17 protein-coding genes and 2 tRNA genes are annotated in these 20,243 nt (G+C 54.7%); 8 read left to right on the top strand and 11 right to left on the bottom strand.

Translation table 11 applies throughout. The annotated features are described in order from the left end of the window. Positions 1-18: 18 nt before the first annotated feature. Positions 19-1,350, bottom strand: a complete 1,332-nt coding sequence (gene argA, locus AAIE02_RS19605) for an amino-acid N-acetyltransferase (protein ID WP_008458442.1) — start codon at positions 1,348-1,350, stop codon at positions 19-21. Between the two features lie 228 nt (positions 1,351-1,578). On the opposite strand from argA, the gene amiC reads away from it, so the two are divergent. Continuing rightward, positions 1,579-2,829, top strand: coding sequence for an N-acetylmuramoyl-L-alanine amidase AmiC (gene amiC / locus AAIE02_RS19600; RefSeq protein ID WP_166878320.1), 1,251 nt, complete (start codon positions 1,579-1,581; stop codon positions 2,827-2,829). 88 nt (positions 2,830-2,917) lie between these two features. Here the strand turns inward: amiC and AAIE02_RS19595 are convergent. Together AAIE02_RS19595 and AAIE02_RS19590 are read right to left on the bottom strand one after the other, a co-directional pair. Continuing rightward, positions 2,918-2,994: transfer RNA gene (locus AAIE02_RS19595), tRNA-Met, on the bottom strand. Positions 2,995-3,057: 63 nt separating this feature from the next. Then, positions 3,058-3,134: transfer RNA gene (locus AAIE02_RS19590), tRNA-Met, on the bottom strand. A 211-nt stretch (positions 3,135-3,345) separates the two neighbouring features. On the opposite strand from AAIE02_RS19590, the gene mltA reads away from it, so the two are divergent. Both mltA and tcdA read left to right on the top strand, forming a co-directional pair. Then, complete coding sequence (gene mltA / locus AAIE02_RS19585; protein WP_008458439.1) at positions 3,346-4,443, top strand: murein transglycosylase A; 1,098 nt, start codon at positions 3,346-3,348, stop codon at positions 4,441-4,443. A gap of 71 nt (positions 4,444-4,514) precedes the next feature. Further along, on the top strand, positions 4,515-5,324 hold the full coding sequence (gene tcdA, locus AAIE02_RS19580) for a tRNA cyclic N6-threonylcarbamoyladenosine(37) synthase TcdA (RefSeq protein ID WP_498533086.1): 810 nt from the start codon (positions 4,515-4,517) through the stop codon (positions 5,322-5,324). On the opposite strand, the gene csdE is transcribed toward tcdA, so the two are convergent. Then, positions 5,325-5,756 carry a cysteine desulfurase sulfur acceptor subunit CsdE gene (csdE, locus tag AAIE02_RS19575; RefSeq protein ID WP_166878328.1) on the bottom strand — a complete coding sequence of 144 codons (432 nt, stop codon included), beginning with the start codon at positions 5,754-5,756 and terminating at the stop codon, positions 5,325-5,327. Next, entirely contained in the window at positions 5,757-6,962 is a 1,206-nt protein-coding gene (gene csdA, locus AAIE02_RS19570) for a cysteine desulfurase CsdA (protein WP_498533085.1), read from the bottom strand. A gap of 196 nt (positions 6,963-7,158) precedes the next feature. On the opposite strand from csdA, the gene AAIE02_RS19565 reads away from it, so the two are divergent. The 4 genes from AAIE02_RS19565 (at position 7,159) to rlmM (ending at position 10,183) form a co-directional block, all read left to right on the top strand. Continuing rightward, the gene (locus tag AAIE02_RS19565) at positions 7,159-7,386 is read left to right on the top strand and encodes a YgdI/YgdR family lipoprotein (RefSeq protein ID WP_008458430.1); all 228 of its coding nucleotides are present in this window, start codon (positions 7,159-7,161) and stop codon (positions 7,384-7,386) included. Positions 7,387-7,731: 345 nt separating this feature from the next. Further along, positions 7,732-8,649, top strand: coding sequence for a glycine cleavage system transcriptional regulator GcvA (gene gcvA / locus AAIE02_RS19560; RefSeq protein WP_008458428.1), 918 nt, complete (start codon positions 7,732-7,734; stop codon positions 8,647-8,649). Between the two features lie 45 nt (positions 8,650-8,694). Next, entirely contained in the window at positions 8,695-9,090 is a 396-nt protein-coding gene (locus tag AAIE02_RS19555; protein WP_008458426.1) for a DUF423 domain-containing protein, read from the top strand. Continuing rightward, the gene (rlmM, locus tag AAIE02_RS19550) at positions 9,083-10,183 is read left to right on the top strand and encodes a 23S rRNA (cytidine(2498)-2'-O)-methyltransferase RlmM (RefSeq protein ID WP_498533084.1); all 1,101 of its coding nucleotides are present in this window, start codon (positions 9,083-9,085) and stop codon (positions 10,181-10,183) included. Before AAIE02_RS19555 ends, rlmM begins: the two co-directional genes overlap by 8 nt. 43 nt (positions 10,184-10,226) lie before the next feature. On the opposite strand, the gene xni is transcribed toward rlmM, so the two are convergent. Beyond that, complete coding sequence (gene xni, locus AAIE02_RS19545) at positions 10,227-10,997, bottom strand: flap endonuclease Xni (protein ID WP_008458422.1); 771 nt, start codon at positions 10,995-10,997, stop codon at positions 10,227-10,229. A 182-nt stretch (positions 10,998-11,179) separates the two neighbouring features. On the opposite strand from xni, the gene AAIE02_RS19540 reads away from it, so the two are divergent. Next, positions 11,180-12,364: an aminotransferase-like domain-containing protein gene (locus AAIE02_RS19540; RefSeq protein WP_498533083.1), complete on the top strand. Its 1,185-nt coding sequence runs from the start codon at positions 11,180-11,182 to the stop codon at positions 12,362-12,364. 191 nt (positions 12,365-12,555) lie between these two features. On the opposite strand, the gene AAIE02_RS19535 is transcribed toward AAIE02_RS19540, so the two are convergent. The 5 genes from AAIE02_RS19535 to AAIE02_RS19515 all read right to left on the bottom strand — a co-directional run bounded on the left by AAIE02_RS19535 (position 12,556) and on the right by AAIE02_RS19515 (position 20,215). Then, a complete protein-coding gene (locus AAIE02_RS19535) occupies positions 12,556-13,923 on the bottom strand; it encodes an L-serine ammonia-lyase (RefSeq protein WP_498533082.1) in 1,368 nt (455 codons plus the stop codon). A 65-nt stretch (positions 13,924-13,988) separates the two neighbouring features. Continuing rightward, complete coding sequence (locus tag AAIE02_RS19530; protein ID WP_008458416.1) at positions 13,989-15,278, bottom strand: HAAAP family serine/threonine permease; 1,290 nt, start codon at positions 15,276-15,278, stop codon at positions 13,989-13,991. Between the two features lie 580 nt (positions 15,279-15,858). Continuing rightward, on the bottom strand, positions 15,859-17,115 hold the full coding sequence (locus tag AAIE02_RS19525) for a hypothetical protein (protein ID WP_498533081.1): 1,257 nt from the start codon (positions 17,113-17,115) through the stop codon (positions 15,859-15,861). Beyond that, on the bottom strand, positions 17,115-19,547 hold the full coding sequence (locus AAIE02_RS19520) for a CS1-pili formation C-terminal domain-containing protein (protein ID WP_498533080.1): 2,433 nt from the start codon (positions 19,545-19,547) through the stop codon (positions 17,115-17,117). The genes AAIE02_RS19525 and AAIE02_RS19520 overlap by 1 nt, the downstream gene beginning before the upstream one ends. Positions 19,548-19,726: 179 nt before the next feature. Then, positions 19,727-20,215 (bottom strand): CS1 type fimbrial major subunit, encoded by a 489-nt coding sequence (locus AAIE02_RS19515; protein ID WP_498533079.1) that lies wholly within the window; start codon positions 20,213-20,215, stop codon positions 19,727-19,729. Between the last annotated feature and the right edge of the window lie 28 nt (positions 20,216-20,243).

Here is a 20,243-nt window from a genome sequence, read left to right as displayed (position 1 = left end):
TTTATGCCTTCCCTTTTTTCAGGTCAGGTCGGCCATCAGCACTTTTGATTTGCGCTGATAGTTGTACATCTCTTTTTTGCTCGCCGGCAGCAGCTCAACGTCCACCGGCAGGAAGCCCCGCTCCTGGAACCAGTGGATGCTGCGGGTGGTCAGCACGAACAATTTACTCAGCCCCATCTGCCGCGCCTGGTTGGCTATGCGGTTCAGCAACTCTTCGCCCCGGGACGAACTACGGTAGTCAGGGTGCACCGCGACGCAGGCCATTTCGCCGATGCTTTCTTCCGGGAACGGATAAAGCGCAGCGCAGGCGATGGTCAGGTTATCCCGTTGAATAATCGTGAACTTGTCGATCTCCATTTCCAGCTGCTCACGGGAGCGGCGCACCAGGATCCCTTGCTGTTCCAGCGGGCGGATCAGCTCAAGAATACCGCCGATGTCGTTGATGGTGGCGCGGCGGATCTGCTCGGCGCTTTCCATCACAATCTGCGTGCCGATCCCATCGCGAGAGAACAGTTCCTGCAGCAGAGCACCATCTTCCTGATAGCTGAGCAGGTGGCTGCGGCGCACGCCGCTCCGGCAGGCCTTCACCGCTCCGCGCAGGAAGCGCACTGTGCCGGAATGATAGTCGCCGGTGCTTTCCAGGGCTTCAATACGCTGCTGAGCCTCGTTCGGGAACAGCTCAGAAATCACGTTCCCCAGGTCGTCGGTCACGCCCTGAGCGGAGCAGAACCCAATCATTTTCTCTGCCTTCAGCTTAACCGCAAGCTGGGTGGCCACTTCTTCGGAGGTGAGGTTAAAGCTTTCCCCCGTCACGGAAACCGCGACTGGCCCCATCAGTACAATCGCGCCGCTGTCCAGCTGGCGGTGAATGGCTTCTTCATCAATACGGCGGACGCGCCCGCTGTGGCAGTAGTCCACGCCGTCATCCACGCCCAGAGGCTGTGCGATGATAAAGTTACCGCTGACCACGTTGATATGGGCACCCTGAAGCGGCGTATTACCCAGGCTCATGGAGAGTCGCGCGGTGATGTCGAGCTGAAGCAGCCCTGCAGCCTGTTTCACCAGTTCGAGGGTTTTTGCGTCGGTGACTCGGGTGTGTTTATGGTAAACCGGCTCGTGGTGGTGTTCGGCCAGGTTTTCGTCAATCTGCGGACGTGCGCCGTACACTACGACCAGGCGAATGCCCAGGCTGTGAAGCAGGCCAATATCGTTGACGATGCTGGAAAAGTTTTCATGTTCAATGGCTTCGCCGCCGAGCATGATGACAAACGTTTTTCCCCGGTGGGCATTAATATAGGGAACAGAATGGCGGAATCCCTGGACCAGTTCAGTTCTGCGTTCCTTTACCACGGCACACCCTCATTGCATGATTATTCGTAATTTGTGTATTTTTATTCCTTTATGGCGTTCGGTGCAAGCGCCAATTTTCATCCAGGATAAAATTCCTCCTCCCTGACTTTTTATCTCCTTTTCTGAACGTTTACCCTTTTATAGATGACAGTAACCGCGTGTTTCGCTAAAGTTTTTGGCTCAAAAAATAAATTCGTCTATTCAGTGATTTTATCGCTCAGGGGAGCCATGCCAGATTCCAGTTCGTTAATGAGTCGCCGCCGTTTACTTCAGGGTGCCGGAGCCATGTGGTTGTTGAGCGTCAGCAAGGTCGGTTTTGCTGCCTCAAGCCAGGTGATCGCCGTGCGCGTCTGGCCGGCCTCGTCTTATACCCGCGTGACGCTGGAATCTAACCATCAGCTGAAGTACCGCCAGTTTGCGCTCAGCAACCCGGAGCGGGTTGTTGTGGATATTGAAGGGGCGCATTTAAATTCAGTTTTAAAAGGCATTGGCAGCCAGGTTCGCGGCGACGATCCCTTCATTAAATCCGCGCGCGTGGGGCAGTTCGATCCCAAGACCGTGCGCATGGTTTTTGAATTGAAGCAAAACGTGACCCCGCATTTGTTTGCGCTGGCCCCGGTCGCCGAATTCAAAGAGCGCCTGGTGATGGATCTTTATCCCGCCAACATGAATAGCGAACAAGATCCGCTGCTGGCATTACTGGAAGATTACAACAACGGCCAGTTAGACAAGAAAATGCCGGCGGAAAAAGGGCCGAAGCCGGGTAAAGCCGGGCGGGACCGGCCGATTGTCATCATGCTTGATCCAGGCCACGGCGGCGAAGACCCCGGTGCGATAGGCCCGAACAAGACCCGCGAAAAAGATATTGTGCTCAGTATTGCGCGCAGGCTGAAGGCCCTGCTCGATAAAGAGGGCAATATGAAGGCCTACATGACGCGTAATGAAGATGTGTTCATCCCGCTGAAAGTGCGCGTTGCCAAGGCGCAAAAACAGCGAGCCGACCTGTTTGTTTCTATTCATGCGGATGCATTTACGACCGCTGCCGCGCGCGGATCGTCGGTCTTTGCGTTGTCCACCAAAGGGGCGACCAGTACGGCGGCGAAATACCTGGCGCAAACGCAGAACGCCTCGGATTTAATTGGCGGCGTGGGCAAAAGTGGAGATCGCTATCTCGACCACACGATGTTCGACATGGTGCAGTCGCTGACCATCAACGACAGCCTGAAGTTCGGGAAAGAGGTGCTTAACCGGCTGGGGAAAGTGAACAAGCTGCATAAAAACAGCGTCGATCAGGCCGGGTTTGCGGTGCTAAAAGCGCCGGATATTCCATCTATTCTGGTGGAGACAGCGTTCCTGAGTAACCCTGAAGAAGAGCGCAAGCTGCGTACGGCCAAATTCCAGCAGGAAGTTGCGGAGTCAATTCTGGCGGGGATTAAGGCGTACTTCTCGGATAGCTCAAGGCTGGCAAGACGAGGCTAAAATGGCTGATAAAGGCGGGAGATAAACCTGCCTTATTTTTTTACAAACGGCAGAAACAAAAAAACACCCGTAAGGGTGTTCTCAATGTTGGTTGCGGGGGCCGGATTTGAACCGACGACCTTCGGGTTATGAGCCCGACGAGCTACCAGGCTGCTCCACCCCGCGTCCGTCATACTACTCTTTTTAATGATTTTTCATCATTGCGCTGTTAAATCAGCGACTTTTAATTGGTTGCGGGGGCCGGATTTGAACCGACGACCTTCGGGTTATGAGCCCGACGAGCTACCAAGCTGCTCCACCCCGCGTCCGTGGATGCGCACTATACTCCGCTCGCTTTTTGATGCAACCCTTTTTTCGAGTAAATACCTGAATTTCCCCTTAGTTGTTGAATTAACCCGCACAGTGGCCATAAAACAGACGTTTTTGCTGTGAGGGGTGTGCAACTCGTTTAATTCTGGCGGCGCGTTTGCTATCTTCGGCGAGGCATACAGAGGCAACGAGCAGGGCGAAAGGTAAATGAAAGGACGTTGGATTAAGTACACAGCGGCGGGGGCCATGTTAGCGATGCTGGCCGCCTGTTCATCAAAACCGACCGATCGCGGTCAGCAATATAAAGACGGGAAATTCTCCCAGCCTTTCTCACTGGTGAATCAGCCTGATGCGGTTGGCGCGCCTATCAACGGCGGCGACTATGCCGAGCAGGTTAACCAGATTCGTTCTGCTTCTCCCCGCCTCTATAATAACGGCAGCGATATCTATAATGCCGTGCAGCAGTGGCTGCGTGCCGGGGGCGATACCCGCCAGCTGAAGCAGTTCGGCCTTGATGCCTGGCAGATGGAAGGGGCTGACAACTACGGCAACGTGCAGTTTACCGGCTACTACACCCCGGTGATTCAGGCTCGTCATACTCGCCAGGGCGAATTCCAGTACCCTATTTACCGCATGCCGCCAAAACGTGGGCGTCTGCCGTCCCGCGCGGAAATCTACGCCGGTGGGTTGAGCGACAGCTATGTGCTGGCCTACAGCAACTCTCTGATGGATAACTTCATCATGGATGTGCAGGGCAGCGGCTACATTGATTTTGGCGATGGTCAGCCTTTGACCTTCTTCGGCTATGCCGGTAAAAACGGCCACGCTTATCGCAGCATCGGCAAGGTGTTGATCGACCGCGGCGAAGTGAAGAAAGAAGATATGTCGATGCAGGCGATTCGCCACTGGGGAGAAACCCACAGCGAAGCGGCAGTGCGGGAGCTGCTTGAGCAGAATCCTTCTTTTGTCTTCTTTAAGCCTGCAAGCTATGCGCCGGTGAAAGGCGCGAGCGCGGTACCTTTGATTGGACGTGCCTCCGTGGCGTCTGACCGCTCCATCATTCCTGCTGGCACCACGCTGCTGACCGAAGTCCCACTCCTGGACAATAACGGGAAGTTCACCGGCCAGTACGAGCTGCGCGTGATGGTGGCGCTCGACGTTGGGGGGGCGATCAAAGGTCAGCACTTCGATATCTATCAGGGCATTGGCCCGGATGCCGGGCACCGCGCGGGTTGGTACAACCATTACGGGCGCGTCTGGGTGCTGAAAGCGGCCCCTGGCACGGGCAGCGTTTTTAACGGTTAATGCTGCAGCGTTTCCACCTTTATCTACGGGCTGTATAATCAGCCCGTTTTTTATTTCTGAGGATTTCCCCGATGTCTGTTGTTCTCTCTGATGCCTGGCTGCAACGCTTTGGCGGCACCGCTCGTCTGTATGGCCAGGCGGCGCTTCAGCTTTTTGCAGAAGCGCACGTTTGCGTGATTGGCATCGGCGGGGTGGGCTCGTGGGCGGCAGAGGCGCTGGCGCGAACCGGGATTGGGGCCATTACGCTTATCGACATGGATGACGTTTGCGTCACCAACACCAACCGCCAAATCCATGCCCTGAAAGACAGCGTAGGCCAGGCCAAAACGGAAGTCATGGCCGCACGCATCAAGGAGATCAATCCTGAATGTCGGGTTACGGTGGTGGATGACTTTATTACCGCTGACAACGCCGCTGAGCTGCTTAGCCAGGGATTCAGCTATGTTATCGACGCCATTGACAGCGTGCGGCCAAAAGCGGCGCTGGTCGCGTATTGCCGCCGCTATAAGATCCCGATGGTGACCACGGGGGGAGCCGGTGGGCAAATCGATCCGACGCAGATTCAGGTTAGCGATCTGGCAAAAACTATTCAGGATCCGCTGGCGGCGAAGCTGCGTGAACGCCTGAAAAGTGATTTCGGCGTGGTGAAAAACAGCAAAGGGAAGCTTGGCGTAGACTGCGTATTTTCAACTGAAGCGCTGGTCTATCCGCAGGCTGACGGCTCAGTTTGCGCGATGAAAAGCACCGCCGAAGGCCCAAAACGAATGGACTGTGCCTCGGGCTTTGGGGCGGCGACCATGGTAACCGCCAGCTTTGGTTTTGTGGCGGTGTCTCATGTGCTGAAGAAGATGATGGCGAAGGCGGCACGAACCGCCGCCTGATTAACCCTCGTGCGCGGCCTGTTGAACGGCCGCGGCAAGGGCCGTAAGCCCGCTGCTGCGGGAAGCACTTAGCTGATGGCGAAGCCCCAGATCGTCAAACAGACTTAGCGGATCGTTTTCCAATAGCTGCCGGGCGGTTTTCCCCTCTACCGCGGTCAACAGCACCGCCAATAAGCCACGAACGATGCGTCCTTCACTGTCACCGTAAAAGTGCAGCGTTCCGTCCGGCAGGCGCTCGTGGCCCAGCCAAACGCGATTTTCGCAGCCGCTGATTTCAATACTCTCGGTTTTTAATGCCTCCGGCAGCGCCGGCAGCTTCTTACCCAATAAAATCAGCTGGCGGTATTTGTCTTCCCACTGCCGCTGCGCTTCGAAGGTGGTACGCAGCATATCTGCGTTAATTTCTGTACCAAAGGGATGATTAGCCTGCATTCAGTCCACCAGAATATCGAGGGCGCGATCGACTGCGGCGAGCAGTTCGTGCACATCCTGCTGTGTGTTGTAAGGGGCGAAAGAGGCGCGCAGCGTTCCGCTAACGCCTAATGCGGCCATCAAGGGCTGCGCGCAGTGCTGGCCCGCCCGCAGCGCAATGCCTGATTCGGCCAGCAGCGTGACCATATCGCTATGGTGAACGCCCGCAAAGTCAAACGCCAGCAGGCTGGAGTCCTGACTGCGGAAGCTACGGAAACCGGGGCGTTTTGCCAGCCCGGACTCCGCGAGCGTGGCCAGGCTACGGCTCCAGTTTTCCGCCTGCTGTAAATCGACAGTTTCAAGCCATTCCAGCACAGCGCTAAGGCCAATGACGCCCGCGACGTTTGGCGTCCCGGCTTCAAAGCGGTAGGGCACTGGCTGAGTCTTAAACCCGTCGAATGAGACATGGGTAATCATTTTCCCGCCGCCGAGCCACGGCGACATCTGCTCAAGGAGATCTGCTTTGCCATAGAGCGCGCCGATGCCGGTCGGGCCATACAGTTTATGGGCGGAAAAGGCGTAAAAGTCGATATCCAGCGCCTGGACGTCCGGCGGGCAGTGAACAATGCCCTGCGCGCCATCAACCATCACGACGGCGCCTGCTTCGTGGGCAAGCTTGATAGCTTTTGCAAGATCGGGGCAGCCCCCGGTGACGTTAGACATTTGCCCAAGCGCCAGGATACGAGTGCGGTCATTCAGCAATGCAGGAAGCTGGTTAAGATCGGGCAGAGCCTGGTCATTAAGCGGCAGTTTCACCACTTTCGCACCGGTTTGCTCAGCCACCATCAGCCACGGCACAAAATTGGCGTGATGTTCTGCCTCACTCACAATGATTTCATCCCCGTCTTTGAGGCGAGGGCGGGCATAGCACTGCGCAACCAGGTTTATGGCTTCGGTTGTGCCCCGGGTCCAGACCACGGATCTACCGCTTTCGGCGTTGATCAAACGTGCTACCTGGTCACGTGCCGCTTCGTAACGCGCCGTCAGACGCTGCGCTTCTGGAAACTGGCTGCGGTGAACGTTCCCGGCACTCAGGCTGTAAAACTGTTGGGTAGCGTCGATCACGGCCTGGGGTTTTAGCGCCGTGGCCGCGCTGTCGAGATAGACGCCTGCATCTGCCAGCGCGGGGAATTGCGCGCGAAAATGAGCGGGGTTAAATGCTGTCATGGGGATCCTCAGTTCAATGCACAGATCGTCGCGCAAAACTGGCGTTGGCACAAGGTTTCCGTCTTTCTCGGAATTGTCTGTTTCTCCTGGCAGAATGTGAGAAGCAGGTTATGCTAATTATTGTTGGACTAATATTTAAGCATGTTAGTAGGAAAGACTTAAACAGCATTAAACGCTATCCACAAGGAGAAGAATAATGAACAAATCTATCGCTATTGTTTCTGCCTGTATGATGACCTTTGCACTTGCAGCTTGTTCCAGCCCGAACTACATCATGCACACCAACGATGGACGCGCGATTGTCTCTGAAGGTAAGCCAAAAACCGATGACGAAACAGGAATGATCAAGTACAAAGATGCTAACGGCAATATGCAGCAGATTAACCGTTCGGACGTGAAAGAGATGGTTGAGCTGAAGAAGTAAAACTGCAGGCAAAAAAAAGCACCGCATTCGGCGGTGCTACATTAATCACTATGGACAGACAGGGTAAATGTACAGGAAGTGAAAAGGGGTAGCTTAGCTACCGTGGTCCGAAATGTCAGACCAATTGCAAACACAACAACACAACATCACAACCGTAAGCCAAAAGCCCTCCAGAACACGCATTCCAGACAACTTTTCGTTCCGACTCAGGAAGTGCCGCCACTATAGGTATTTGCTGGTGCATCCTCAACGGACAATTTATAATGGCTCAGATAAAAAAAACTAATAGGTAAACAAACGCTATCTGTTTGTTAACTCTTATTAACACTTAAGCCAAATAACCCCATGTCTAAGCGATTACCCCCTCTGAATGCGCTGCGCGTTTTTGACGCTGCGGCTCGTCACTTGAGTTTTACTAAAGCGGCTGAGGAACTGTTCGTTACTCAGGCCGCGGTAAGCCACCAGATCAAGTCCCTGGAGGATTTTCTTGGCCTGAAGCTGTTCCGCCGCCGTAACCGATCGTTGCTGTTGACGGAGGAGGGGCAGAGTTATTATCAGGATATTAAAGAGATTTTTTCCCAGCTGACGGAAGCCACCCGCAAGCTGCAGGCGCGCAGTGCAAAAGGCGCGCTGACGGTGAGTTTATTGCCCAGTTTTGCGATTCACTGGCTGGTGCCTCGCTTAACAAGCTTTAACTCAGCTTATCCGGGCATCGACGTGCGAATTCAGGCGGTGGACCGCCAGGAAGACAAGCTGTCTGACGACGTGGACGTGGCGATATTCTATGGGCGGGGAAACTGGCCGGGGCTAAGAGTCGAAAAACTTTATGCTGAGTATTTGCTGCCGGTTTGCTCACCTATGCTACTAACCGGCGACAAACCGATTAAAACGCCGGAAGATTTGGCCAGGCACACTTTATTGCATGACGCTTCGCGCCGCGACTGGCAGACTTATACCCGCCAGCTTGGCGTGAGCCATATTAATGTCCAGCAAGGGCCCATTTTCAGCCACAGCGCAATGGTACTCCAGGCCGCGATTCACGGGCAGGGGATTGCGCTGGCCAATAACGTCATGGCCCAAACGGAAATCGAAGCGGGCCGTCTGGTATGCCCGTTCAATGATGTGCTGGTAAGTAAAAACGCCTTTTATCTGGTTTGTCATGACAGCCAGGCAGAACTGGGTAAAATAGCCGCGTTTCGACAGTGGATCCTGGCAAAGGCGGCCAGTGAGCAAGAAAAATTCCGTTTTCGCTACGAACAATAAGCAACCTTCGCGTGGCGCGGCCACGCCTTACTTTAGGGTTACACCATGACCAGCCGATTCATGCTGATTTTTGCCGCCATCAGCGGTTTTGTTTTTGTTGCCCTGGGCGCCTTTGGGGCGCACGTATTGAGCAAGTCTCTGGGTGTTGCAGAGATGGGATGGATCCAGACCGGGCTTGAGTATCAGGCGTTTCACACGCTCGCGATTTTTGGCCTTGCGGTGGCAATGCAGCGTCGCATCAGCATCTGGTTCTACTGGAGCAGCGTCTTTATGGCGTTAGGCACCGTATTGTTTAGCGGCAGTTTGTACTGCCTGGCCCTGTCGCACCTGCGGCTGTGGGCGTTTGTTACCCCGGTGGGCGGCGTCAGCTTCCTGGCCGGTTGGATATTGATGTTAATTGGTGCTGTGCGCCTGAAACGTAAGGGCGTAAGCCATGAATAAAGTGATTTTGTACTGCCGCCAGGGATTCGAGAAAGAGTGTGCGGCAGAGATAACCGACAAAGCGGCTCAGCGCGGTGTCTACGGCTTTGCCCGCGTTAAAGAGCACAGCGGTTATGTCATATTTGAATGCTATCAGCCGGAAGAGGCGGAAAAGCTGGCGCGCGAGCTGCCGTTCAGCGACCTGATTTTTGCCCGCCAGATGTTTGTTGCCGGCGAGCTGCTAAAGGATTTGCCGCCGGAAGACCGCATCACGCCTATTGTCGGCATGCTGCAGGGCGTGGTGGAAAAGGGCGGCGACCTGCGGGTTGAAGTGGCCGACACCAACGAAAGCAAAGAGCTGATGAAGTTCTGTCGTAAGTTTACCGTGCCGCTGCGTGCCAGCCTGCGCGAAGCCGGAGTGCTGACCAACTACGAAACGCCGAAGCGTCCGGTTGTGCATGTGTTCTTTATCGCCCCCGGCTGCTGTTACACAGGTTACTCCTACACCACCAACAATTCGCCGTTCTATATGGGCATCCCGCGCCTCAAGTTCCCGGCGGATGCTCCAAGCCGCTCCACGCTGAAGCTGGAAGAGGCGTTTCACGTCTTTATTCCCGCCGATGAATGGGACGAGCGTCTGGCCAACGGCATGTACGCCGTGGATTTGGGTGCCTGCCCGGGCGGCTGGACCTATCAGTTGGTAAAGCGCAATATGTGGGTTTCGTCCGTCGATAACGGCCCGATGGCGCAGAGCCTGATGGACACCGGACAGGTCACCTGGCTGCGCGAAGATGGCTTCAAATACCGCCCGACCCGCACCAACATCTCCTGGATGGTCTGCGACATGGTGGAAAAACCGGCAAAAGTAGCCCATTTAATGGCAACCTGGCTGGTAAACGGCTGGTGCCGTGAGACTATCTTTAACCTCAAGTTGCCGATGAAAAAGCGCTACGAAGAGGTGTCGCAAAACCTGGCGCAGATCCGCGAAATCCTCGAGAGCAACGGCATTAACGCGGAAATCAAAGCCCGCCAGCTTTACCACGATCGTGAAGAAGTGACCGTTCACATCCGCCGTTGGTGGGCGGCCGTGGGTGGCCGTCGCGACGAGCGTTAATGACCAACCCCTTGCTCATCCGGGCAAGGGGAGTTCTTTTGCGTTATGCAGAAGGTAATGCACCAGGCAACCTTAGCTGCTGTAAGTTCCCGTCGAGCTGTAAATCCGTCTCAAGCCTTGCCACCTGGCGGCTGATAAACGCACTTTCTCTGTGCAGCTCCAGCTTCTTACGCCATTTTTCCGGGACTTCATCGAGCCGCTGATAGAGCGTTTCCAGGTCAGAAAACTGGTTAATGAGCTGTGTGGCGCTTTTCGGGCCAATACCGGGCACGCCGGGAATTTTGCTGCTGCTGATGCCCGCCAGCCCCCAGAAGTCCCCCAGTTGTTCCGGCTGAACGCCATATTCCTGAGCAATAAAGGGCGCATCCAGCCAGCGTTTTTGGAAGTAATCGCGAATTTGCAGCGTTGGGGCCAGCAGCTGGCAATAGCCTTTGTCGGTGGACACAATGGTTGCCCGATGGCCGCCGGAGGCGACTTTCACCGCCAGCGTAGCCGCAAGATCGTCCGCCTCGTTGCCTTTTGAATGCCAGCACTGAACGCCACGACGGGTAAAAGCATCCCGCAGAGCCGGCATTTCGGCATGCAGGTCGTCTGGCATTGGCGAACGGCCCGCTTTGTAGTCGGGCAGAACCTGATGCCGCCAGCCTTCGCGACGTTCTTCGTCATCAAACACTGCCACCGCATGAGTAGGCTGACTGTGGCCAATAAGCTGGTCCAGCGCATGCAGACATGTATCGACACAGGGCGAACCCTGCACCGCATGTATGCGGCGAATCAGGTTCAGGGCATCGACGATAAGTAAATGAATAGCCATAAGAAATTAACTCGTCACTCTGATGGGCCTACCCTAACACTTCCCGCCATGATGAGCTATTCTCATCGCAGCATTCAGGAATGCCTCTCGCAAAACCTTATCGGGGCCGGGTGGAAAGCCATTGCGTAGTTGTTAGCGGGCTATGTATATTTCTAACGCATAAAAAAATAGAGAACATCAATATGAGTAATACTAAACACCTCGCGCAACGCATTCAAAACCTGCAACCCTCGGCCATCCGCGAACTTCTTAAGCACAGCAAAATGCCCGGCGTGATTTCACTGGCTGGCGGCATTCCTTCCAGTGAGCTGTTTGACAGACAAGGGCTGGAGTTGGCGACCCGTAAAGTGCTGGAAGAGAACTTTAACGACGCTTTTCAGTATGGCCTGACCGAAGGCAATTCCGAGCTGCGTGACCAGCTAGTTGAGCTGTGCAAGGCTCGCGGGATTACTACGCGCAGCGACCAGTTGCTCATCACCTCTGGTTCCCAGCAGGCGTTGGATTTGCTGATTCGTGCGCTGGCAGACGAAGGTGACGTTTTCGTCGTTGAGCGCCCGACCTACCTGGCCACGCTGCAAATCCTCAGTTTGACCGCCGCGAAGGTTGAATCCGTAGGTGGGGACGAGCACGGCATGATTGTCGATGAGCTGGAAGCTTTGCTGAAAACCACGCGAGTGAAAGGCGTTTATCTGGTGCCAACCTTTGGTAACCCAAGCGGCACAACGCTGAGCGCTGAGCGTCGTGAAAAGCTGGTGAAACTGGCTGCCGAACATGATTTTGTGATTATTGAAGACGATCCGTACGGGGCGATTAGCTTTACCGATCGCCGCGAGAAGACTCTGATTCAGGTCGCCACAGAGTTAGGGCATGAAGATCACGTGGTCTATACCTCAACGTTCTCGAAAATTCTGGCTCCGGGGCTGCGTGTCGGCTGGATTATTCTCCCGGAGTGGATGAAGCAAAAGGTCGCCATCATTAAGCAGGCGACTGATTTACACGCTAACTCGTTTACGCAGGTGCTGGCGGCGGCTTACCTGAAACTGGGGCGTCTTGAGTCGCAGATTGAGCTGATTCGTGAGGCTTATAAGCAGAAGTGCCTGACGCTGTCGCGTCTGCTGGAAGAAGAGCTTGGCGAGCACATTACCTTTAACCAGCCGCAGGGTGGGATGTTCCTTTGGGCCGCTTTCCGCTACGACTTTGATACCACGGCCTGGCTACAAAAAACGCTGGAGAAAGGCGTGGTGTACGTGCCGGGAGAGTTCTTCTTTAGCGATCATGCGGATAAACGCACGCTGCGTTTCTCCTACGCGACGGCAACGGATGAGCAACTGGTGGAAGCCGTGAAGCGTTTGAAAGCGGCGCTCTAAGAAAAAGGCTCCCAAGCGGGAGCCTTAAAGGTTGCTGACAAAGAGGAAAAAGCGTGGTTTTTCCCTCTTTGTGGTTATCAGCCGAAAATCAATGAAGTGATTTTCCTATTCTTTAACCAGTCGGCGGATCTTTCTTTTTCACCGGAAGTTGGTCAGTCGTCTGAAAGGCTCCCAGCCGGGAGCCTTAATTTTTAGTCACAGGCGACAATTTTCAGCGCCAGGCCACCGCGAGAGGTTTCGCGATACTTGGCGTTCATGTCCTTGCCCGTTTCATACATTGTCTCGATAACCTTATCCAGACAGACGCGAGGCTCGCTGGTGCGGCGCATAGCCATACGTGCAGCATTCACGGCTTTAACTGCCGCAATGGCGTTACGCTCGATGCACGGAACCTGAACCTGGCCTGCAACCGGGTCACACGTCAGCCCCAGATTATGCTCCATGCCGATTTCCGCAGCGATACACACCTGAGTAGGGCTACCGCCCAGCAGCTCAGTAAGGCCTGCCGCAGCCATTGAACAGGCTACGCCGACTTCTCCCTGACAACCTACTTCCGCGCCGGAGATAGATGCGTTCATTTTATACAGAGAACCGATAGCACCGGCGGCCAGGAAATAGCGGGCGCAGGAGTTAGCGTTCACCTGACGAATGAACTTGTCGTAATACGCCAACACAGCCGGAACAATACCGCAGGCCCCGTTTGTTGGCGCGGTGACCACACGGCCACCGGCTGCGTTTTCTTCGTTCACCGCCAGCGCGAACACATTGATCCAGTCCACAACTGCCATCGGGTCAGAGTTGTTTTTATCGGTGGTCACCAGCATACGACGCAGGGCTGCAGCACGGCGCGGAACGCGCATTTTACCCGGCAGCACGCCTTCTGTAGTGATACCGCGTTCAATTCCGCTGCTCATGACTTCCCAGACCGCCGCAAAGTGGGCGTCGATCTCTTCCTGGCTGTGCAGAGCCCGTTCGTTCTGCATCATCAGGCCGGAAAGCGATAAACCCGTTTCACGGCAGTGTTTTTGCAGGTCTGCAGCATTCTGATACGGATACGGCACGCTGACCGGGTTTTCACTCTGCGCACCAAAATGGGCTTCATCAACGATGAAGCCACCGCCGATAGAGTAATAGGTCTGAGAATACAGCACGTTGTCGCCAGCCAGAGCGGTGATGCGCATGCCATTCTCGTGGAGCGCCAGGTTGTCGGCATGGAAGTTCATGCAGCAGTCCACCGGGAATTCAACTTCATGCTGACCGTTGGCCAGCATCAGGCGCCCGTGGGTGTTTACATCCTGAATGAAGTGCGGAATAGCGTCGATATCGACGGTATCCGGCAGGTTACCCGCCAGGCCCATAATAATGGCTATATCGGTATGGTGGCCTTTACCTGTCAGGGACAGAGAGCCATAGACATCCACAACTACACGAGTGACATCGCGCAGGATCCCTTGCTCAATCAGGTCATCGGAAAATTGTTTACCGGCCTTCATCGGGCCGACGGTATGTGAGCTGGAGGGGCCAATACCGATTTTGAAAATGTCGAATACGCTAATCATAAGATTTCCCTGCGTAAGTGACTTGGGGGAGGAGAGTCGCCCTGGCGGGCGACTCTTTAGCTTGCTTAGCTGAACAGCGAGTAGAAGATAGCGGAGATAGCGATCAGGCCCATAATCACAACAAAGACGTTGCTGATATGGCCGCTGTACTTACGCATCGCCGGTACTTTCTGAATAGCATACATCGGCATCAGGAACAGAATCATCGCGATAACCGGGCCGCCCAGGGTTTCAATCATCCCGAGGATGCTTGGGTTCAGCGTCGCCACTGCCCAGGTCGTCACCAGCATAAACAGCGCGGTAATTTTGTTCAGTTTACCGATTTCAATACTCTTACCTTTGCCGCGCAGAGACTTAATGACCATGCCGTTAAAGCCTTCGCGTGCACCCAGGTAGTGGCCGAGGAAGGATTTGGTGATGGCAATCATCGCAATGATTGGCGCCATCCAGGCGATAACCGGTGCATTAAAGTGGTTAGCCAGGTAAGACAGGATAGAGATGTTCTGCGCTTTTGCCGCGGCCAGGTCAGCAGGGCTCAGGCTCAGCACGCAGCTGAACACGAAGAACATGACGGTCAGCACCATCATGATGTGTGCACGAGCCAGGATGCTGGAGCATTTTTTCTCAGCGCCATCGCCGTACTCTTCGCGTTTAGCCACGGCGAAGGAGGAGATGATAGGGGAGTGGTTGAAGGAGAACACCATGACCGGAATTGCCAGCCACAGGGTCATCCACAGGCCGCTGCCGGTTGCCGGGGTTGCGCTGAAGGACAGGGTTTCAAACGCCGCACCGCTCCAGTTTGGAATCAGGTACAGCGCCAGAATCATCAGAGCCGCAACAAATGGGAATACCAGGATGCTCATCGCTTTGACGATCATCTGCTCGCCGAAGCGCACGATAGTCATCATGCCGACAATCAGAATCAAAGAAAGGATAGCGCGCGGCGGTGCAGTCATGCCCAACTGGTGGGTGATGAAGCTGTCCACGGTGTTGGTGATAGCCACGCTGTAAACCAGCAGGATCGGGTAGATAGCAAAGAAGTACAGCAGGGTGATGAGCTTACCTGCGCCAACACCAAAGTGCTCTTCTACAACTTCGGTGATATCTTCGCCCGGGTTTTTACCGGACAGCACGAAGCGGGTCATACCGCGGTGTGCGAAGAACGTCATTGGGAAAGCCAGAATCGCCATGATGAACAGCGGGATCAGGCCACCAACGCCGGCGTTGATTGGCAGGAACAGGACGCCTGCACCGATAGCTGTACCGTACAGGCCCAGCATCCACATGGTGTCGGTCTTGCGCCATGCGCCTTTTTTCTCAGCAGAGACAATACTGCCGGTTTGAGTGGTTTCCATCTACATCTCCAAAGGAAAGTTTCGTGCAATGTTTAAAAATTCGCAGTTAACGCGATGTGTGTGGCTTAACTGCTGAAACTAAATTCTGGCCGGGCGCGTTTTTAAAGTAGTTGTGGCCCGTAACTATCGGCGGGCGGAAAGATACATTTATGTCATCACTGTATCAGTGATCGCGATCCCAAATGCGATAATCTACGTTTGTTAAGCAACAAATCCGCATAACAGTCTGTTCATAGACATCAACATGACATTTATGGTCGCGAAGCCTAGCACTTGTGGATGATGCAATAAATTAAACCTGACCAAATAACTCGGTTTTTGCCAAAGAAAGTGCCTAAAACAGCATTTTTCAACGAGTATTTGCTTCAGGTCGCAATGTTTGTGCTTTTAAGTGTGAGCGCAATCGATTAAATGGCAGCTTAGTATCGGTACCGAGGGATGGCTTCAAACGCTGGTGGTTGGCAGAGAAGATCTGTTTATCAAGTTTGTGGGGGTGAAAAGGAAGACGGATCCTTCAGCAGCGCTATCGCGCAATACGCCGAATAACCCATCTTCGACAGAACGTTCGGTTCTCCGTTCCCTAGTCCGCATGAGCATCAAACAATAGCGTCACGACTCCCTTCCAGGTTGAACCTGGGGATTTCACCATCGTTTCAACGCCGGGTTTCCGGACTTTAAAATCAACCTGTGAGCGACGATGAACAACAAACTCGCCGGGAGGTAAAATAACATGGCCAGCCGGTAACGAATTCAACAGCAGATTTCTGGCTTCTCTTCCGTTTTCCGTTTTATAACCCGGTAAGGTGAGAGAAACCTCCAGCGGTATTTTTTCTCCGGTGGGGGATGTTGTTTCGCGTAACGCACAGGCCCCATCCAAATCATACTCACAGCGCATATTGACAGTGAAGCCGGACGTGGACGACAGGGTGAAGGGGACCTCCTGACTCAGGGAATCAGGGACACGCCCACCGTTTGTCCACTGGCTCCAGCCGCCTTTCGGGGCCAGGCTGACCTTGATCAATTCCGCCTCGGTGGGAAACTTCACCTGGAAGGCATGACGTACGTTCGCCTTTATTTTTATTCTAATTTCAGTGTCAGAGGTCGTTTCGGCATGAAAGTCAATATCTTCGCCTTCACCAACGGTATAAACCACTTCACCTTCGTACTCACCGCTATAAACACCTAATGGATCGGGTGTTTCTAACGTATAGCCAAAGCTAAAATCGGCAATACTAACATCACCTTGAAAAGAGCCACCAAGCTCCTTGTAGCAGGTCAGCTTTTTTTCTGGCACTCCCCATCCATATCTGTACCAATGTATATAACCAACGCCAACCCGCCCTGAGCACCCGCCCTGAGGAGAACGGCCCGCGCCGTTCATTACACTAGCTATGTTAGATCCATCTATCGACGTGTGTTGCACACCAAAAAAAGCCAGACGAAATATCCCTGCAATTTGATTCCCTGTTTTATCATCTCTTAAAACAATATTCCTTGTCGTGCCATCAAGGGATATTGATGTATAATTGCGTACGTTATTGCTCGTAGAGTCAAAATATTTTTCCGCCGATAACCCAGGAACCAAAATACTGAACTCCCCCACATTACAAAGCGTAGAGTGCTGAGAACAAAACCCAGAGACCGGGGTAGTATTCACAAACGCATTCTTCTGCGGCTGCTGCAGGTCGGCGATAAACTCCGTAGTGACGTTCACCGTTGCAGCGTTGACTGTGGATATCATCGCCAATAAAAGCAGCGCGGACAGTGCGGCCGTATTTCTTCTGCGAAACAGGGCGTTATTAATGAAGTCGATAATATACATCTGTCGGGTAAACATTATATGTCCTTATTCCTGGCTGCTTTGCTGGCCGCATAGCCTGCGTTCCCCGCCAGCGGTAATTCGTCACAGGTCAGATTGCCGAGGAAAATAATCTCATCGGCCGTTTTCTGCGTGGTGGGATTCAGGCGTATTTCACACTGGTTCATTGCGCGGTATTCCACCGCCAGCACCGGGTTGTTTTCATGCACTTCGAGGGTGAACAGCCCGTCGGATTCGGTGACCGTCCTGCCGGCATGATTCACCACCTGAGCACCGCCCAGGGCGTGGCCATTGCCGTCCACCAGGCGACCCATCACCGTCACCGTTTTCATCACTTTCACGGAATACGCACTGACGCCCCCGCGAATATGCTGGTAGCTCAGGTACTCAGGCTCGACTTTCAGCGCCGGGGCTTCCGTGCCGGGGAAGTCAATCTGCACCGTGCCAGGTTGCCAGGCATCGACCGGAATGAAGTTCCTGCCCGGTTTGAGCGGCACGGCACCGCCCGGATAAAGCGCCACCAGTTCGGCATTTTTATCGTCGGAGGAGACATCCACTATCATGCCGCCGCCCTGATAATGTGCCGCCTGTTTCGACATTGTGACCCGCCCGCCACCCAACGCCAGCAGGCTGCCGGTATTGAGGCCGCCGGACAGCCTGCCGTCCAGCGTTGAACTCTGCCCCCAGAAAGTGCCCGCCATCATCGGCGTATCAAACTGGTTGTAAGTGCTGAACCCTGCGCCGTGGCGGTCCGCCGTCAGCGTCGCCGTCGTCATCTTCACGGGGCCTTTGTCCCAGGTCTGATTGACCGAGGCGGAGGTATAGAGATCCCGGCTGCCGCTGGTGTCCGTGCGGCTGCCGACGCTGATATTGCCGCTGCGTTTCTGCCCGCCGAGCGCGAAGCTGGCGGAGAGACTCACGCCGCGGTTGCGTAACGTGCTGCCATTGCCGTAGGGGCGATCAAACGCGGCCAGCCGCCAGTTAATGGCGTTCCCGGCAAGTACGGTACGGGTATTAAAGCCCACGTCGGCACCGATACCGCTGTGACGGCTTCTGTGCGTCAGACGGGCGGTGAGGCTGTTCTCGCTGTTCAGGCGCCAGGTGGTGGACAGCACGCTGCTGTGTTCCAGCGAAGGGCGAGCCGTATACCGGTAGGGTTCATCTTCCTGGCGATACCAGCTCCGGCTGTGGCTGAGGGCGACATTACCCTTTGCGTGCGACCATATTCCCTGGGTATCAAACCCGTGACCGGTGAGATTGCTCCGCCAGATATTACCGTACAGCTGCACCGGCTTTGCCGCCTGCCAGTCGAGTGAAACCCCGGCCTGACGCTCTTCCCCCGTCTTCTGCACGGCCACGCCGACCGTCGCCAGCGGATGCAACAGGTAATTGACGCTGGCCCCGGCCGCAAATTCACCGTTATCTTCATTTTTGTCACTGTTCCACAGCGTCTGCTGCTGCCCGGCGAACACGTTATAGCGCAGGCGCTGGCCCGGCGTTCGCCAGCGGGTGGGTTTATTAATCGTTTCAGTGACCCTGCTGCTCTCACGGCCGTCTTCAATGAGGCGAATTTCAACTTCATAGATACCGGCCGGCAGCGGCACGGTGTCTAACATTTGCAGGCCGGGTTCAACAGGCTGAGAATTTATCAGGGTACCGTCGCGGTAAATTTCAGCCACACCTTCACGGTTGGCGGAGACGTAGACGGGATAAAGCGCCGGAATGTCCCCGCCCTTCAGTAGTGCATCGCCGCTGCCCGCCATCATGCCCGCCAGCGTGCTGATACCGCCTCCCGGCGTATAAAGCTGGCGTATCAGGCCCTGACTGTCCGGCGTAAATAGCCCGGTACGGAGAAAGTGTTGCTGAAATTCACGCTGAACGTAGAGAGAGGTTATGGCATGGCGGGAAGTGCTGCCGAGGCTGTTGCTGCGGGTCTGGTCATGCTGAAACTGGCTCATTAATGTCCAGCTCCCCAGCGCGGCCTCCAGGCCCCCGTTCCAGCTCATGCTTGACTGCTGCTCGCTGCCGCTGAGGTTAAGCTGGTTATTCAGCAGCAGGCCTGAATCCCCATCTTCGGGTAAGGTATACCAGTATTTATTCGCGTCGTTTCCCGGTTGCTGCGTGAGTAAAACGAGGCGGGCATCGCTCAGGCTGTAATCCGCCGCCAGCAGCCCCGGCGGGCAGGCATGGTCACTGCACTTCCCAAGCGGAACAAAGTCAGTGAACGCCTTTAACCAGCGCTGGCGTTCGGCCTCGCTAAACTCACTGTCGCCGTTATCGGTAAAATGGATAATCCTGGCCCGGTTATCCTCCGTCACGATGATCATGGCATCGCCCAGGACCCGGTTATCTACCATGATGCGGGCTGAAAGCGGGGCATTGAAGAAATACGCCTGAAAATCATCCGGCATAGCCGCTGCCTGGCTGGCAAGCGTCGCAGGCTGAGCCAAAACATTTACACTGCTGAAAAGCAGACATAACGACCCTGTTAATGGACGCAAGAATCCCATAATATCAAACGCCTGAAATTTTCTTTCCGAAGAAAGAAAAGAGAAATCCCTCTCTCTTTTCTCCTCAATGCTCGATTGTTCGGTAACCGAACACACCATGAATACTGCTGCCGCTAAAATTAAGGCGTAACGGTATCAAACATCATGGTCACGGCCCCGATGTAGGTCCCGGCCGTTGGTTTAGAGCCAGCCGCTTTCTGGCTTACCGTCAGGGTGGCCGTTTTCTCTGCTGCGGCTTCGGTCGTGTTGTACAGCGTGACCGCTGACACGGCGTCAACCGGCAACGTCTGGCCGGCAATATTCACCTGGAGATCGATAGTATCCGTACCGCTGGCCGAACTGAGCACAGGCTGCCCGGACAGATAGGCTTTGATGCCCCCGCCGGAATTTTTCATTTGCAGCTGCTGAGAAAACCCATCCAGAGAGCCCGTCGCCGCGTTCCATGCCATTTTTTGCGTCTGGGCATTCCAGCCGTTAACTGGCGTGACAAAGAACTCAGTATCAGGGATCGCCGCCTCTACGTTGAAATCAACCTGCAGAGGAGCAGCGTGAACCGCCGATGCCGTCGCCAGAAGGGCACCGAGTAAAGTGATTTTTTTTGCGTACATATATCATTCCTTTTGATAACAGAGAGAA

The organism is Cedecea sp. Ae19-4 (assembly GCF_059801165.1).
The sequence above is the reverse complement of the archived record's forward strand: the minus strand, read 5'-3'. Positions and strand labels throughout refer to the sequence as shown.